Raw genomic sequence first — 15,897 nt, 5'->3', positions numbered from 1 at the left:
TTATCCCTTTATTTTTTACCACTCTTCCCCTCCCCCAGCTCTTTCTTTTCTGCTTTTCGTTGTGGGGGGGGTTTTCTGCGGCTCCCCGCCACCCCGGGGGGGCCCCCCCCCCCCGGGGTCGGCGGCGCCCCTCACCGCACCGCAGCCCTCACACGGGGGTGCGGCGCAGCTGCCCGATCAGTTCCCGCACGACCGCGGCCCCGTCCAGGCTCAGCACCGACTCCGGGTGGAACTGGACACCGGCGAAGCCCGGCCCTCGAACGGCGTGCACCTCCCCGTTCTCCGCCCGGCTCACCTCCACCCCGTGCGCGGCCAGTTCCCGTGCCGCCTCCTCGTCGCAGCGGGCCACGAAGCTGTTGTAGAAGCCGACGGTCTCGGCGCGCCCGAACAGGTCGATCTCCGTCTGCGCGCCCTGGTACGGCACTTCCTTCCGCACGATCTCGAGGCCCAGCTCCGCCGCGATCAGCTCGTGCCCCAGGCACACCCCGAGCACGCCGTGCCGGTGCTCCCGGATCACCTGGGCGGCCAGCTCCCGCAGGAACCGCATCTTCGGGTCGGCGAGGTCCGAGGGGTCGCCCGGACCGGGACCGAGCACGACCGGTCCCTCGTGCGCGAGGACGGCCCGGCGCAGTCCCGGCTCGTCGTAGCGCCGTACGGTCACCTCCAGGCCGGCCGAGCGCAGCACGTGTGCCAGCATCGCCGTGAAGGTGTCCTCGCCGTCGACCACCAGGGCGTGCCCCCGCAGGGCGTCGGACCGCTCCTGCATCCGCAGCCAGAACGGCGCCAGCGACGTCCGGCGCCCGTCCAGCGCCGCCCGCACCCGCGGGTCGTCGGCGAGGCGGGGCAGCGCCCGCTCCGTGCCCGGCCGGCCGGCCCGCACACCCAGCGCCGCCAGCACGCCCGCCGCCTTCGCGTGCGTCTCGGCGACCTCGCTCGCCGGGTCCGAGCCGCGCACCAGGGTGGCGCCGACCGGGACGCGCAGCCGCCCGTCCGCGTCGATGTCGGCGGTGCGGATCAGAATCGGGGAGTCCAGGGTCTGGGCGCCGCCGGAGTCCCGGCCGAGCAGCGCCAGGGCGCCCGCGTAGTACCCGCGCCCCACACCGTCCCGCCCGACGGGTTCGTGGCGTTCGATGACCCGGCAGGCGTTCTGCACCGGGGAACCGGTGACCGTCGCCGCGAACATGGTCTCCCGCAGCACCTCCCGGACATCCAGCGAGGACCGCCCGCGCAGCTCGTACTCGGTGTGCGCCAGGTGCGCCATCTCCCTCAGCCGAGGCCCCACCACGACACCGCCCATGTCGCCGACGGTGCACATCATCTTGAGCTCCTCGTCGACGACCATCGACAGCTCCTCGATCTCCTTGCCGTCGGCGAGGAAGTCCAGCAGATGCTCGGGCGTCGGTCCCTCGGCCGGGTAGCGGTACGTCCCGCTGATCGGGTTCATCACGACCGTTCCGCCGGACATGCGGACGTGCACCTCCGGGCTCGCGCCGACCAGCGTCCTCGCGCCGGTGTGCACCACGAACGTCCAGTAGGCGCCCCGCTCGCCCTCCAGCAGCCGGCGGAACAGCGCCAGCGCGTCGGAGCGGGCGAAGCCGGGGATCCGGCCCTCGTACGTCCGCCGGATCACGAAGTTCGCGCCCTCGCCCGCGCCGATCTCCTCGCGCAGCACCCGCCCGACGATTTTTGCGTACTCCTCGTCGCCGACGTCGAAGCCGTCGCCCTCGACCCGGACCTCGTGCGGGGGCAGCTGCGCCAGCGCCTCGGCGAGCGGGATCGAGCAGGACTCCTCGGGGGTCAGCACCGTCAGCGGGGTCCCGTCGTCACGGACGTCGAAGCCGCGCTCGCGGATCTGCCGGAACGGGACCATCGCCAGGCCCTCGTCGGGCAGCTCGGCCAGGGTCTCCCGGGTGCTCACCGGACCGACCAGCAGCTCCACCAGGTCGTGGTCGTGCCCGGGGGTACGGCGCCGGAGCAGGGCGAACGGGCGGGGATCGTGCAGCAGTTGTGCCAGGTCCATCGGTTCCTCTTCCGTCGATGTCGGTGAGGAACGACCCGGGTGCCGCACACACCGAAGGCCGCCCCTCGGGCGGCCTTCGCGAAGTGTGGGATACGCGCAGTCAGCGGGCCGCCGGAGAAGCGGTCCACCACCAGTTCTGGTTCTGGGTCGAGTGCGCGAACATGCCGGCAGCCTAGCGCACACCGTCCACGACCGTGCACGACCCGTCTCACTTGATGAGCAGATGGATGGACCGGAGGAAGCGACCCCGTAGTGTTGAGAAGGTGACCGTGAACGCTAAGACCAGCGCGAGCGCTGGCAACACCTGGCGAAACCTACCCGCGGCGCAGCAGCCCGAGTACCCCGACCCCGAGGCTCTGCGCGCAGTGATCGCGGACCTCGAGTCGTATCCGCCGCTCGTCTTCGCGGGCGAGTGCGACCAGCTGCGCGCACGGATGGGAGCCGTCGCCAGGGGCGAGGCGTTCCTGCTCCAGGGCGGCGACTGCGCGGAGGCCTTCGACGCGGTGTCCGCCGACCAGATCCGCAACAAGCTCAAGACGCTGCTCCAGATGGGCGCCGTGCTCACGTACGCCGCCTCGGTGCCGGTGGTGAAGGTCGGCAGGATCGCCGGCCAGTACTCCAAGCCGCGCTCCAAGCCGACCGAGACCCGCGACGGCGTGACGCTGCCGACCTACCGCGGCGACTCCGTCAACGGCTTCGAGTTCACCGAGGAGGCCCGTGTCCCGGACCCCGAGCGGCTGAAGCGGATGTACCACGCGTCCGCCTCCACGCTGAACCTGGTGCGCGCCTTCGCCACCGGCGGCTACGCCGACCTGCGCCAGGTGCACGCCTGGAACCAGGACTTCGTGAAGTCCTCCCCGTCCGGCCAGCGCTACGAGCAGCTCGCCCGGGAGATCGACAACGCGCTGAACTTCATGCGGGCCTGCGGCACCGACCCGGAGGAGTTCAAGACCGTCGAGTTCTACTCCTCGCACGAGGCGCTGCTGCTGGACTACGAGTCGGCGCTGACCAGGGTCGACTCACGCACCGGGCAGCTGTACGACGTCTCCGGGCACATGGTGTGGATCGGTGAGCGCACCCGGCAGCTGGACCACGCGCACATCGAGTTCGCCTCGAAGATCCGCAACCCGATCGGCATCAAGCTCGGCCCGAGCACGACGGCCGAGGAGGCGCTGCAGTACATCGAGCGCCTCGACCCGGACCGCGAGCCGGGCCGGCTGACGTTCATCGTGCGGATGGGCGCGGACAAGGTGCGCGACCGGCTGCCGGAGCTGGTGGAGAAGGTCACCGCCTCCGGTGCCACCGTGGCCTGGGTGACCGACCCGATGCACGGCAACACCTTCGAGGCGGCCTCCGGTCACAAGACCCGCCGCTTCGACGACGTGCTCGACGAGGTCAAGGGCTTCTTCGAGGTGCACAAGGCGCTGGGCACCCATCCGGGCGGCATCCACGTGGAGCTGACGGGTGACGACGTCACCGAGTGCGTGGGCGGCGGCGACGAGATCTTCGTCGACGACCTGCACCAGCGTTACGAGACGGCCTGCGACCCGCGGCTCAACCGCAGCCAGTCGCTGGACCTGGCCTTCCTGGTCGCGGAGATGTACCGGGACCAGTGAGCCGGTCCGCCGGTACCGAGGGATGAAGTGGGGCGCGGATCACAGACGGTCCGCGCCCCGTCCTCTTTTGTCCGCCCGATGCGGCGGGTAAGGTTAGGTTTGCCTCACCGAGGAAGTCGGGACGGCACCAGTGATCGATCCCGGCGGGAGGTGAGACGCGCGTGTACGTGTGCAGTTGCTTCGGTGTCACCGAGCAGCAGGTCCAGCAGCACGCGGAGAACGGCGCGTGCACGCCCCGCCAGATCGCCTCCGCCTGCAAGGCGGGCACGGACTGCGGTGGCTGTGTCCGGCGCATCCAGGCACTGCTCGGCCGGGGCACCTGCCCGCGCCGGGAACTGGCCGACCGCGGAGCCTCGCCGTTCCCCCACCCGGCCCAGCCGGCCCCGGTGGCCGGACTCGGCGACGCCGCCTGAGGTCCGGCAAGCCGTCCCCGCGCCCCGGAGCCCTCGCGGCCGTCGTCGCGGTCTCCCCTGTCGCCCGGTCGGCCCGGCGCCCTACGGTGTCGAGAAGCCGTGCGTGCCCGGACCGGAGGGATCGGGCTGGCTCTGCTCGATCACCGTGGACAGATACAGGGCCTCGCCCAGCTTGTCCACCAGCTCCAGCTGGGTGTCCAGGTAGTCGATGTGGTGCTCCTCGTCGGCCAGGATCGCCTCGAAGATGTTCGCGGACGTGATGTCGCCCTTGTCGCGCATCACGTCGACGCCCCGGCGCAGCCGGTTGATGGCCTCGACCTCGATCTGCCGGTCGGCCCGGAACATCTCCGTCACCGTCTGCCCGACCTGCACATGGAAGAGCCGCTGGTAGTTGGGCAGGCCGTCCAGCAGCAGGATGCGGTCGGTGAGGATCTCGGCGTGCCGCATCTCGTCGAAGGACTCGTCCCGGGTGTACTTGGCGAGTGTCGACCAGCCCTTGTGGTCCTGCAGCTTCGAATGCAGGAAGTACTGGTTGATGGCGGTGAGCTCGGCGGTCAGCTGCTCGTTGAGCAGTTCGATGACCTCGGGGTCGCCTTGCATGCTGCGGGCTCCTTACGGACGCGTCTGGGCCGATAGCGCCGCATGATTGCACCGGCATACAGAGCCGTCCAGTAAGTGCACACTTAGTGTGAGTTGTCCGAATAATCCCAGGGCTGGTCATGTGCACCCCGTCCGGTCTGTCAGGATGGAGTCATGGGTCAGCCGGTGGAACGCGCATCTGGGGACGCCTCTGGAGCGCATGCGAAAGGAGCGTCCCAAGCGGCGTACGGGGCAGCGGTGCAGCCCGAGCTCCCGCCGGGGCAGCGGTTGCAACGCGGCTGGCCGGTCACGCACTACGGACCTGTGCCCAAGTTCCGGCCCGAGCGCTGGGAGTTCCGGGTCTTCGGCGCCACCGCCGACGGGGAGAAGCACTGCTGGACCCACGAGGAGTTCACGGCCCTGCCGTACACCACCGTGGTGGCCGACCTGCACTGCGTCACGAAGTACACCATGCTCGGCGCCGAATGGGGCGGTATCCCGGCCCGGACGCTCCTGGACCTCGCGCCGCCCGCGCCGAACGTCACCCATGTGATGGTGTGGGCCGAGTACGGCTTCAGCTCCAACCTCCGCCTCACCGACTTCAGCTCCGAGCGCACCCTCTTCGCCACCCACAAGGACGGCGAGCTCCTCACCGCCGAGCACGGCTTCCCGCTCCGGCTGATCGTCCCCCACCTGTACGCCTGGAAGGGCCCCAAGTGGGTGCGCGGCGTGGAGTACATGACCGCCGACCGCCGCGGCTTCTGGGAGGAACGCGGCTACCACAACCTCGGCGACCCCTGGAAGGAACAGCGCTACTCCTACCAGGAGGAACCGGGCGACGGACCCGAACTGTGAGGTCCCCCGCCCGGCCGCCGCTCAGCCGTCCCTGAGCTTCCGCAGCCGTTCCACGTCCGCCGCGTGGCCCTCCGTGCCGCCGGGGGTCTCGATGATCAGGGGGACGCCCTCGGTGGCGGGGTGGCTCAGCAGGGCACGGAAGGGGTCCTCGCCGATGTGACCGGCGCCGATGTTCTCGTGCCGGTCCTTGTGGGCGCCCACCACGTCCTTGGAGTCGTTGGCGTGGATCAGCTTCAGCCGGCCGGCGCCGACCGTGTCCACCAGCAGGTCGAGGGTCTGGTGCATGCCGCTCGGGCCGGTCAGGTCGTGCCCGGCGGCGAAGATGTGGCAGGTGTCCAGGCACAGGCCCAGCTTCGGATGACTGTCCAGCGCCTCGAAGTAGGGTCCGAAGTCCCAGGCCCGGGAGCAGAGCGAGGCGCCCTGGCCCGCGGTCGACTCCAGCAGCAGGTACGGATCGTCGTCGTGGGTGAGCTCGTCCAGCAGCGGCAGCAGGTGCGCGCGCACCTGCCGCAGCGCCACGGCCCGTTCCCGGCCGCCGGTCGCGCTGCCCGTGTGCACGACCACGCCCAGCGCACCGATCTCCCGGCCGCGCCGCAACGAGTGGCGCAGCGACGCCACCGACCGTTCGACGGTCGCCTCGGTGTGCGAGCCGAAGTTGATCAGGTACGGCGCGTGGACGTACGCCGGTATCGACTCCTCGGCACAGGCGGCGCGGAACTCCTCGTCCTGCCGTGCGCTGCCCGCGGGCGTGGCCCAGCCGCGCGGATTGGCGACGAAGACCTGCACGGTCTCGGCGCCCAGCTCGCGGGCGTAGGACAGGCCCACGGAGTGCAGACCGCCCGCGACGGGCACATGGCTGCCCACGGGGTTGCGGGAGCGGCCCGGGAGGGCCGGAAGGGCGCGGGGAGTTCCGGGGTGCTGACTGCTCACCCCTTCAGGGTGTCACGTGGCCGGCGGGCGCCGGCCACGGGCCGTGGTGATCCCGGTCTCCTCGGCCGCGGCGGTGATCGCCGTCACCTGATGGTGATCGTGATCGTCGAGCCCTTCGGCGCCCGCTCGCCGCCCTCCACCGACTGCTTCTTGACGGTGTCGCCGAACAGGCCGAGGATTCCGCGGTCCTCGTCGACCTTGAAGCCGGCCTCCTGGAGCGTCTTCTTCGCGTCGTCGACGCTGTCGCCCGTCACGTCCGGCACCTCGACCATCTCCGGGCCCTTGGACAGCGTCAGCGTCACCGTGTCACCCTCGGCGGCCTTGCCGCCGGCCGCCGGGGTCTGCGCGGCGACCTGACCCTGGTCGTACTCGGAGTTGATCCGTTCCGGCGCGACCGTCACCTTCAGACCGGCGTCCTGGAGGTCGGACTTCGCCTCGTCCAGGTCCTCGCCGGTGACGTCCGGTACGTCCACCGGGCGGCCCTTGCTGACCACGAGCGCGATCGCCGAGCCGGCGTGCCGCTCCGTACCCGCCTCGGGATCCGTGCTGACCACCGAGCCCTTGGGGACGTCCTCGCTGAACGCCCGGCTCACCATGCCCGGCTCCAGTCCGGCCTTCTTCAGCAGGCCCTGTGCCTCACCGAGCGGACGCCCCTCCAGGCCGGGCACCTTCACCGTCTCCGGGCCGTCGGACACGGTGAGCGTCACCGAGCCGTGGCTGCGGATCCGGGCGCCCGCCGCGGGGTCCGTACGGATGACCGTGCCCCGCGCGACGGTGTCGCTGTAGGCGTGCTTGACGGCCTTGACCTCGAGACCGGCCTTGTCGAGCCGCTGCCGCGCCTGCGCCTCCGTCTTCGCCAGCAGCGGCGGGACCTTGGTGAACTGACCGGAGTTGATGTACCACACGCCACCGCCGACCCCCAGGACCAGCAGAACGGCGGCGACCACGGTGAGCAGGACGCGCCGGGGCCGGCGGGCCGGCCGCCGCGGCGCGGAGGGAGTCTCCAGGCGGCTGGTGCGGTGCAGCGCCGCGTGGTCCGCCGGGGCCTCCTCGTCCTCGTTCACGGGCAGCGGGCGCGGCACCGTCAGTGCCCGGGGGATGACGCTCGTCCGGTCCTCGGCGTTGTCATGGCTCTCGGTGAGCGCCTGCGGCGGCATCGCGTCCAGCTGCTCCGGGCCGAGCGCCGCGCGGGCCTCGCGGACCCGCGCCAGCAGCGCCACCGCGTCGTGCGGCCGTACCTCCGGGTTGCGGGCGGTGGCCGTCGCCACGAGCTCGTCCAGCTCGTACGCCAGCCCGGGCACGGCGGCCGACGGTGCCGGCACGTCCTCGTGGAGGTGCTGGTAGAGCACCTGGGCGGGGCTCTCCCCCTGGTGGGGCTTGCCACCGGTCAGCATTTCGTAGAGCACGACCCCGCACGCGTAGACGTCGACCCGGGGATCGGCGGTGCCCTGTTCGATCTGCTCGGGGGCGAGGTAGGAGACGGTCCCCAGGACCGTGCCGGTGGTGTTCGTCACCGTGTTCACGGCCCGCACCAGACCGAAGTCGGCGACCTTGACCCGCCCGTCGTCCCCTATCAGGACGTTCTCCGGCTTCATGTCGCGGTGCACGAACCCGGCGCGGTGCGCGGCGCCGAGCGCGGCGAGCACCGGCTCCAGGATGTCCAGGGCGGCGCGCGGCTGGAGCGCCCCGCGCTCGCGCAGCACGTCGCGCAGGGTGCACCCGGAGATGTACTCCATGGCCAGGTAGACGTACGACCCGTCGGTGCCCTGGTCGAAGACCTGTACGACGTTGGGGTGGTCCAGGCGGGCCGCCGACTTGGCCTCCCGTATGAAACGCTCCACGAAGGAGCGGTCGGCGGCGAGCGAGGGGTGCATGACCTTCAGCGCGAGGACACGGTCCAGTCGGGTGTCCAGGCCCCGGTAGACCGTCGCCATCCCGCCGACGGCGATGCGCGCCTCGACGCGGTAACGGCCGTCGAGCACCTGCCCGACCAAGGGGTCCTGAAGGGTCGTATCCACGCAGGCGAGTGTACGAGCCGTCACGGACACCCACCCCTCTCAGCACGGTTCGGCAGCGTGACTGAAGCCGACCTGTGACGCGCCGCACACAGCCCCCGGGCAGTCGTGCGCCACGGGGCGTGCCCCTGTGGGGAGGCGCCCGCCCGGACGGCGTCGAGCCCGCGCACCGCACCCGGTGGGGCGGCGTCGAGCCCGCGCACCGCACCCGGTCGGGCGGCGCGCTAGAAAGCCGGACGTTCCGGATCCAGCACGGCCAGGCCCTCCGCGGGAGAGGACGCCTCGGCGAAGTGCCGTTTGGGGATCCGCCCCGCCAGCCGCGCCATCCGCCCCGCCGTCACCGCGTGCCGCATCGCCTCGGCCATCACCGCCGGCTCCTGCGCCCGCGTCACCGCCGAGGCGAGCATCACCCCCGCACACCCCAGCTCCATGGCCAGCGCCACGTCCGAGGCCGTGCCGGCGCCCGCGTCCAGGATCACCGGCACGCGCGCGTGCTCGACGATCAGCTGGAAGTTGTGCGGGTTGCGGATGCCCAGCCCGGACCCGATCGGCGAGCCCAGCGGCATGATCGCCGCACAGCCCACGTCCTCGAGCCTGCGCGCCAGCACCGGGTCGTCGTTGGTGTACGGCAGCACCGTGAAGCCGTCGTCGACCAGCGTCTCCGCCGCGTCCAGCAGTTCGATCGGGTCCGGCAGCAGCGTCCGCTCGTCGGCGATGACCTCCAGCTTGACCAGGTCGGTACCCAGCGCCTCGCGCGCGAGACGGGCCGTGAGCACCGCCTCGCCCGCCGTGAAGCAGCCCGCCGTGTTGGGCAGCACCCGGATGCCCAGCTTCTCCAGCACCGACAGCACGGAGCCGTGCACCGAGGGATTCACCCGGCGCATGGCCACCGTGGTCAGTTCGGTGCCGGACGCCACCAGGGCTCGCTCCAGCACCTCCAGGCTCGGCGCGCCGCCCGTGCCCATGATCAGCCGGGACGTGAAGGGGGTGGCACCGAGGACAAGGGGATCGTCGGCCATGGGTCAGCCTCCCTGCACGGCGGTCAGCACTTCGACGCGGTCGCCCTCGTTCAGGGCCGTGGACGGCCACTGCGCGCGCGGGACGACGGTCTCGTTGAGAGCGGCGGCCACCCCGGAGGGCGCCGCGGTCAGACTGCGCACCACGGTGTCCAGAGCGGTGCCGGGCGGGAACCGGTGGAGCTCGCCGTTGACGGAGATGTTCATGCGGGCTGCTCCGTGAGGGCGGCGGCGAAGCGGCGCGGGGTGAAGGGACGGGCCTCGTCCGGGAGCTCGCCGGTGGCCAGGGCGTGCGCCATGGCGTCACCGGTCACCGGGGTGAGCAGGACGCCGTTGCGGTAGTGGCCGGTGGCCGTCAGCAGCCCGTCCAGCTCGGTCGGGCCCAGCAGCGGCGCGTTGTCGGGCGAGCCGGGGCGCAGCCCGGCCCGGGTCTCGGTCAGCGGCAGCTCGGTGATCCCGGGGACCAGCTCGTGGGCGTCGCGCAGCAGCTCGTATACCCCGCCGGCCGTCACCGTCGTGTCCCAGCCCAGCTCCTCGCTGGTGGCGCCCACGACCAGCTCGCCGCTGAGCCGCGGCACCAGGTAGACGTGGCTGCCGCGCACCACGGCCCGCACCGTGCGGCTCAGGAACGGCGCGTACCGCTTCGGCACGGTCAGCCGCAGCACCTGCCCCTTGACCGGCCGCACCGGTGGCAGCACCTCGTCCGGCACCCCGGCCAGCTGCCCGCTGCGGCTGCCCGCGGCGAGCACCACCTGTCCCGCGCCGAGCTTCGTGCCGTCGCGCAGCTCACAGCCGGCGGCCCGGTCCCCGCGCAGGGTGAGCCGCTCGGCCCACGCGCGGTGGAGGACCACCCCGGCCCGCTCGCACGCGGCCACCAGGGCGGCGGCGAGCCGCCGCGGGTCGATCTGGTGGTCGCCGTCCACCCGGAGGCCGCCGCGCACGCCCGGCGCGAGCATCGGCTCCAGGCGCCGGCACTCCCGCCCGGACAGCCACTCCGACTCCAGGCCCGAGGCGCGCTGGAGGTCGTGCAGCTCCCGCAGATGGGCGCGGTCGTCGGTGTCCAGGGCGACGGCGAGCGTGCCGCAGCGGCGGTAGCCGAGGTCGTGGCCGGTCAGCTCGGTCAGCTCGGCCACGAAGTCCGGGTAGCGGCGGGCCGAGGCGAGGTTCAGCCCGAGCAGGGTCTGCTCGCCGTAGTGCAGTTCCGTGACGGCGGCCAGCATCCCGGCGGCCGTCTGGGCGGCACCACCGCCCGGTTCGGGGTCCACCACGGCCGTGGCGAAGCCGCGTTGCGCGGCGCGCCAGGCCGTCACGAGCCCGATGATCCCGCCCCCGACGACGAGGACGTCTGACGTACGTGGCAACGACATGGGCGTCCAGCCCCTCCCTTCGCCGGCATGACCCGGATCAGGTTCGTACGGTCGGAGGCCGCCAGCCTCCCTCTCAGCCCGGTGCGTCCGGGCTCCCGCGAGTGCTTGTCGGACGTCAGCCTAGCCCCTGGGGCGAAGCACTCGTAAGGGAGCCTCTTCGCCTGCCCCCTGACCGGCCGGACCGGTGGTGACTATGGTGATCAGGTGAGCGAGCAGACCCAGGAACAGGGCATGTCGCAGCCGCGGCGGGTGGTCGTCGTGGGCGCGGGCATGGCCGGTGTGCAGACCGCGGTCGCCCTGCGCGAGCAGGGCTTCACCGGCACCGTCACACTGATCGGCGCCGAACCCCACCAGCCCTACGACCGGCCGCCGCTGTCCAAGGCCGTGCTGCTCGGCAAGGCCGAGGGCTCGGCCTTCGACGTCGACTTCGAGTCGCTCGGCCTCGAGCTGCGGCTCGGCCGCGAGGCGCTCGCCGTCCGCCCCGACACCCATGTGCTCGACACCTCCGAAGGGCCGGTGCCCTACGACGTCCTCGTCGTGGCCACCGGCGCCGAACCGGTCCGGCTGCCCGGCGCCGAGGGCCTCCCCGGCGTCCATCTGCTGCGCACCCTCGACGACGCGGAACGGCTGCGCCCCGTGCTCGCCGAGCAGCACGACATCGTGGTCGTCGGCGCGGGCTGGATCGGCGCCGAGTTCGCCACCGCCGCCCGCGAGGCGGGCTGCGCGGTGACCGTCGTGGAGGCGGCGGACCGGCCGCTCGCCGGGGCCCTGCCCGCCGAGGTGACCGCGCCCATGACCACCTGGTACGCCGACAGCGGGGCCGAACTGCGCACGCACACGCGTGTGGAGCGCGTCGAGCCCGGTGCGGTGGTGCTCGACGACGGCTCGCGGGTGCCCGCGGGCGCCGTCGTCGTCGGCGTCGGCGCGCGCCCCGCGACCGGCTGGCTCGCCGGCTCCGGCATCGCGCTGGGGGACCAGGGGGAGGTGCTCGCCGACGAGCACCTGCGCACGTCCGTGCCGGACGTGTACGCGGTCGGGGACTGCGCCTCCTTCCCCTCCGGGCGGTACGGCGAGCGGCTGCTCGTCCACCACTGGGACAACGCCCTCCAGGGCCCGCGCACGGTCGCCGCCAACATCATCGGCCTGACCCCCGCCGTCTACGACCCGGTGCCGTACTTCTGGTCCGAGCAGTTCGGCCGTTTCGTGCAGTACGCCGGTCACCACACGTCCGCCGACGCCACCGTCCGGCGCGGCGAGCCGTCCGGCCCGGCGTGGACGGTCTGCTGGCTGCGCGGGAACCGGCTGGTCGCCCTGCTGGCGGTCGGCCGGCCGCGTGACCTGGCGCAGGGCAGACGGCTGATCGAGGCCGGCACGCCGGTGGACCCGGAGCTGCTGGCCGACCCGGCCAGGCCGCTGAAGGCGGCCACGGCGTAGGCCCTGTCGTCACCTTCCCGTCTGCCCAGCGACGCGCTGCACGCCCTCTCGCCGCAGGCCCGGACCCGAGTACATCCAAGTACGCGGGTCAGGGCCCGGCACGCCGAGAGCACGCACCGGACGCCGCGAGGCCCGCCCTGCGGGCGGACGACGGGAAGGCGACGACAGGCCCTGGCGCGCCACGCGGTGCGCCGCGGGGTTTCGCGACGCGCCGCAGGACGCCGTACGTGCGATGTTCCCCCGCGGGTTCTCCCAGGTGGACGGGGCTGACTTCCGACTGTCAGCGGCGGATGGCAGGCTTGTATCCGTGACCGAGATTGACGCGAAGATCGATGCTCTCGTCCCCGCCTGGCTCACCCTCCCCGAGATCGCCGAGATGCTCGGCGTCGAGGTGACGAGGGTGCGGCAGCTGGTGAAGGAGGGCCAGCTCATCGCCGTACGCCGGGGCGAGAACCGCGCGCTGCACGTCCCCGCCGCCTTCATCGACGGGGACAAGGTCGTCAAGGGCCTGTCCGGGACCCTGACGCTCCTGCGGGACGACGGCTTCACGGTCGAAGAGATGATCGAGTGGCTGTTCACCCCCGACCCGACCCTGCCCGGCACCCCCGCGCAGGCCCTGAGCGAGAATCGCGGCACGGAGGTGAAGCGCCGCGCCCAGGCGCTCGCCGTCTGACCGGAGCGCCCGAACAACCCGATCAGGTGTACGGGCCCCGGCCGAGGCGCAGCGGCGGCTTCGCCGTCGTCGCCCCGCCGCGGCCCGTACGCCCTCGACACACCGCGCGGACAGCGCACCACCGCACCGACCCGGGGGGATCATCCATGCCCGTGCCCGACACCGCCGCAGCCGTCGCCCGTGACCGGCTCGCCGACGCGCGCCTGTACCTGTGCACGGACGCCCGGACCCGCCAGGGCGACCTGCCCGAGTTCCTCGACGCGGTGCTGGCCGGCGGGGTCGACATCGTGCAGCTGCGCGACAAGGGCATGGAGGCGGGCGAGGAGCTGGAACACCTCCGGGTGTTCGCCGACGCCTGCGCCCGCCACGGCAAGCTGCTCGCCGTCAACGACCGCGCCGACGTCGCCCACACCGCCCGCGCGGACGTGCTGCACCTCGGCCAGGGCGATCTGCCGGTGCCCGCGGCCCGCGCGATACTCGGCGACGGCGTCCTGATCGGCCGCTCCACGCACGCCGAGTCCGAGGCCGCCGCGGCCGCCGTCCAGGACGGCGTGGACTACTTCTGCACGGGCCCCTGCTGGCCCACCCCCACCAAACCCGGACGTCACGCGCCCGGCCTGGGACTGGTCCGGTACGCGGCCTCCCTCGGCACCGACCGCCCCTGGTTCGCGATCGGCGGCATCGACCTCGGCAATCTGGACGAGGTCCTCGACGCCGGCGCCCGCCGCGTCGTCGTGGTCCGGGCGATCACCGAGGCCGAGGACCCCGGCGCGGCCGCGGCGGAGTTCGCCAAGCGGCTGCGGCAGGACGCGCCGGACACCCGCTGACCACAGGCGTACGGCAGGCGGACGTGAGGAGCGGTTCCCGCCCTCGTGCCCGACGGTTGTCCGATGGGTGGACAAGAATCCGGCAATTCCGGCAAATTCCCGGCGTTCGGTTGGGGGACGGCCGCCCCCTGGCTAACCTGCGACTATGGCCCTCGGCACCGCATCCACCAGGTCGGACCACGCTCCCACCGTGCGCGACATGCTCGCGACGGGCAAGGCGACGTACTCGTTCGAGTTCTACGCCCCCAAGACCCCGAAGGGCGAGCGCAACCTGTGGAACGCGCTGCGCCGCGTGGAGGCCGTGGCGCCCGACTTCGTCTCCGTGACCTACGGCGCGGGCGGCTCCACCCGTGCGGGCACGGTCAAGGCGACCGAGGCCATCGCCTCGGACACCACGCTCACCCCGATCGCCCACCTCACCGCCGTCGACCACTCGGTGGCCGACCTGCGCAACATCATCGGACAGTACGCCGACGCCGGGATCCGCAACATGCTGGCGCTCCGCGGCGACCCGCCCGGCGACCCGATGGGCGACTGGGTGCCGCACCCCCGAGGCCTGACCTATGCCGCCGAGCTCGTCGAACTCATCAAGACCTCCGGAGACTTCTGCGTCGGCGTCGCGGCCTTCCCCGCGATGCACCCGCGCTCCGACGACTGGGAGACCGACGTACGTCACTTCGTCGAGAAGTGCCGCGCGGGCGCCGACTACGCCATCACGCAGATGTTCTTCCGGCCCGAGGACTATCTGCGCCTGCGCGACCGGGTCGTGGCCGCCGGCTGCGACACGCCGATCATCCCCGAGGTCATGCCGATCGCCAGTGCGAAGACGCTCGCGCGGATCCCGTCGCTCACCAACGCCGTCTTCCCGGCCGAGCTCGAAGAACGGATCCTCACCGCACAAGACGATCCGACGGCGGTACGCTCCATTGGCATCGAGTTCGCCACGGAGTTCTGCGCGCGGCTGCTGGCCGAAGGGGTGCCCGGACTGCACTTCATCACGCTCAACAACTCCACGGCGACGCTGGAAATCTACGAGAACCTGGGTCTGCACCACCCGCCGCAGGCCTAGACCGGCCGTACCCGCGTAGGACAGACTGCGAAGCGGCCACTGGGAGAGGGGCGTACATGGGCTGGACGGTCCTCTACATCGCGTTCGGAATCGTCGCGCTGTGGCTGCTCGGCGAGGTGCTGCTGCAGTACAAGGCGCGGCTGCGCTGGCGTTTGCTCGCCTTCGCCGGCTTCCTGTGCGTCGTGCTCGGCGTGCTGATGCCGTCCGTGGTGGTGATCGGCGTGGGCGCGGCCGCGTTCGCGGTCGGGCAGACCTACGTGACGCTGTCCTTCCGCCGCGGGTTCGCCGCCGGGTGGACCGTCAGGCACCCGAGTGACGAAGCGCCCAAGCGCCGCCGCGGCAAGGCCGAGCGCGAGGACCCGGATCCGGCGGACCCGGGCGTCGAGGCCCTCGACGGCGCCCCCGGCGCTCACGACGGCCCCCACGGTCCACAGGACACGGACGGCGTGGGCGGCCCGGCCGACCGCGACCACCTGCCGTACGGGCCGGACGACTACGACCAGGACGACGTCTTCGCCGCCGCCCGCGCCGCCGATCCCACGGCCGCCGAGACCACCTCCGTGTACCAGCCGCAGCCCCTGCCCGACGACACCGGTTCCTACGGCGTCTACGGCGACTCACCGCAGCCGGCCGGCCTGCCCCAGGACCAGTACGCCACCACGGCCCAGGCCGCCGACCAGGGCTACGGGTACGACTACTCCGGCTACGGGCAGCAGGCCTACGGCTACGACGGCTCCGGCCAGCAGGGCTACGACGCCTACGCGGACCCGTACGCCGGCACCCAGACGTACGGCGGCGCCTCCTACGACACCACCTACGGCGGCCAGCAGGGCTACGGGCAGCAGGGCTACGGCGTCCAGGACCCGTACGCCACGGGCGGCTACGGCGGCGAGACCCCGGCCGGCGGGGTGTGGGTCCCGCAGCAGCGCACCGACGACTCCTACGGCGGTGCGCTCCCGCCCGAGCAGTCCTACCCGTACCAGGGCGACGGCCAGGGCGGTCAGGGCTACGGCCAGGCGCAGCAGGGCGCCGGCCTCGACGAGCAGTACCGTTTCTGAACCAGGTCGCCGGACGGCCCCGGAA

General features: G+C 72.4%; 16 protein-coding genes and 1 riboswitch. Of the genes, 8 read left to right on the top strand and 8 right to left on the bottom strand.

Translation table 11 applies throughout. From position 1 onward, the window contains the following. Positions 1-148 precede the first annotated feature (148 nt). Positions 149-2,020 carry an anthranilate synthase family protein gene (locus ACWDUZ_RS09345; protein WP_451631189.1) on the bottom strand — a complete coding sequence of 624 codons (1,872 nt, stop codon included), beginning with the start codon at positions 2,018-2,020 and terminating at the stop codon, positions 149-151. A 100-nt stretch (positions 2,021-2,120) separates the two neighbouring features. Further along, positions 2,121-2,183 carry a trp operon leader peptide gene (locus ACWDUZ_RS09340; RefSeq protein ID WP_358864531.1) on the bottom strand — a complete coding sequence of 21 codons (63 nt, stop codon included), beginning with the start codon at positions 2,181-2,183 and terminating at the stop codon, positions 2,121-2,123. A 100-nt stretch (positions 2,184-2,283) separates the two neighbouring features. Here ACWDUZ_RS09340 and ACWDUZ_RS09335 point away from each other — a divergent pair, with 100 nt between their 5' ends. Continuing rightward, a complete protein-coding gene (locus tag ACWDUZ_RS09335) occupies positions 2,284-3,636 on the top strand; it encodes a class II 3-deoxy-7-phosphoheptulonate synthase (RefSeq protein ID WP_451631188.1) in 1,353 nt (450 codons plus the stop codon). Between the two features lie 161 nt (positions 3,637-3,797). Next, on the top strand, positions 3,798-4,049 hold the full coding sequence (locus ACWDUZ_RS09330) for a (2Fe-2S)-binding protein (RefSeq protein ID WP_451631187.1): 252 nt from the start codon (positions 3,798-3,800) through the stop codon (positions 4,047-4,049). Between the two features lie 81 nt (positions 4,050-4,130). Here ACWDUZ_RS09330 and bfr read toward each other — a convergent pair whose 3' ends face one another. Next, a complete protein-coding gene (bfr, locus tag ACWDUZ_RS09325) occupies positions 4,131-4,649 on the bottom strand; it encodes a bacterioferritin (protein ID WP_451631186.1) in 519 nt (172 codons plus the stop codon). A gap of 153 nt (positions 4,650-4,802) precedes the next feature. Here bfr and ACWDUZ_RS09320 point away from each other — a divergent pair, with 153 nt between their 5' ends. Further along, entirely contained in the window at positions 4,803-5,483 is a 681-nt protein-coding gene (locus ACWDUZ_RS09320) for a sulfite oxidase-like oxidoreductase (protein ID WP_451631185.1), read from the top strand. A gap of 21 nt (positions 5,484-5,504) precedes the next feature. On the opposite strand, the gene ACWDUZ_RS09315 is transcribed toward ACWDUZ_RS09320, so the two are convergent. From ACWDUZ_RS09315 to thiO, 5 genes are all read right to left on the bottom strand, one after another. Continuing rightward, complete coding sequence (locus ACWDUZ_RS09315; protein WP_451631184.1) at positions 5,505-6,413, bottom strand: deoxyribonuclease IV; 909 nt, start codon at positions 6,411-6,413, stop codon at positions 5,505-5,507. Positions 6,414-6,496: 83 nt separating this feature from the next. After that, entirely contained in the window at positions 6,497-8,431 is a 1,935-nt protein-coding gene (gene pknB / locus ACWDUZ_RS09310) for a Stk1 family PASTA domain-containing Ser/Thr kinase (protein ID WP_451631183.1), read from the bottom strand. Positions 8,432-8,652: 221 nt separating this feature from the next. Next, complete coding sequence (locus tag ACWDUZ_RS09305; RefSeq protein ID WP_451631182.1) at positions 8,653-9,447, bottom strand: thiazole synthase; 795 nt, start codon at positions 9,445-9,447, stop codon at positions 8,653-8,655. A 3-nt stretch (positions 9,448-9,450) separates the two neighbouring features. Next, positions 9,451-9,651 carry a sulfur carrier protein ThiS gene (thiS, locus tag ACWDUZ_RS09300; protein WP_451631181.1) on the bottom strand — a complete coding sequence of 67 codons (201 nt, stop codon included), beginning with the start codon at positions 9,649-9,651 and terminating at the stop codon, positions 9,451-9,453. Continuing rightward, the gene (thiO, locus tag ACWDUZ_RS09295; protein WP_451631180.1) at positions 9,648-10,811 is read right to left on the bottom strand and encodes a glycine oxidase ThiO; all 1,164 of its coding nucleotides are present in this window, start codon (positions 10,809-10,811) and stop codon (positions 9,648-9,650) included. Before thiO ends, thiS begins: the two co-directional genes overlap by 4 nt. Beyond that, positions 10,809-10,920, bottom strand: a riboswitch (TPP riboswitch). It overlaps the preceding gene by 3 nt. A 95-nt stretch (positions 10,921-11,015) precedes the next feature. On the opposite strand from thiO, the gene ACWDUZ_RS09290 reads away from it, so the two are divergent. The 5 genes from ACWDUZ_RS09290 to ACWDUZ_RS09270 all read left to right on the top strand — a co-directional run bounded on the left by ACWDUZ_RS09290 (position 11,016) and on the right by ACWDUZ_RS09270 (position 15,872). After that, positions 11,016-12,245 carry an NAD(P)/FAD-dependent oxidoreductase gene (locus ACWDUZ_RS09290; protein ID WP_451631179.1) on the top strand — a complete coding sequence of 410 codons (1,230 nt, stop codon included), beginning with the start codon at positions 11,016-11,018 and terminating at the stop codon, positions 12,243-12,245. Positions 12,246-12,552: 307 nt separating this feature from the next. Further along, a complete protein-coding gene (locus tag ACWDUZ_RS09285; RefSeq protein ID WP_306183465.1) occupies positions 12,553-12,918 on the top strand; it encodes an Rv2175c family DNA-binding protein in 366 nt (121 codons plus the stop codon). Between the two features lie 152 nt (positions 12,919-13,070). Continuing rightward, positions 13,071-13,745, top strand: coding sequence for a thiamine phosphate synthase (gene thiE / locus ACWDUZ_RS09280; RefSeq protein ID WP_451631204.1), 675 nt, complete (start codon positions 13,071-13,073; stop codon positions 13,743-13,745). A 145-nt stretch (positions 13,746-13,890) separates the two neighbouring features. Beyond that, positions 13,891-14,814, top strand: a complete 924-nt coding sequence (gene metF, locus ACWDUZ_RS09275) for a methylenetetrahydrofolate reductase [NAD(P)H] (RefSeq protein WP_451631178.1) — start codon at positions 13,891-13,893, stop codon at positions 14,812-14,814. A gap of 56 nt (positions 14,815-14,870) precedes the next feature. After that, entirely contained in the window at positions 14,871-15,872 is a 1,002-nt protein-coding gene (locus ACWDUZ_RS09270; protein WP_451631177.1) for an SCO2102 family sporulation regulator, read from the top strand. Positions 15,873-15,897 lie beyond the last annotated feature (25 nt).

It is taken from the genome of Streptomyces sp. NPDC003393 (genome assembly GCF_053589015.1).
Note: the sequence above shows the minus strand (reverse complement) of the source record. Positions and strands in the feature narration are given on the sequence as shown.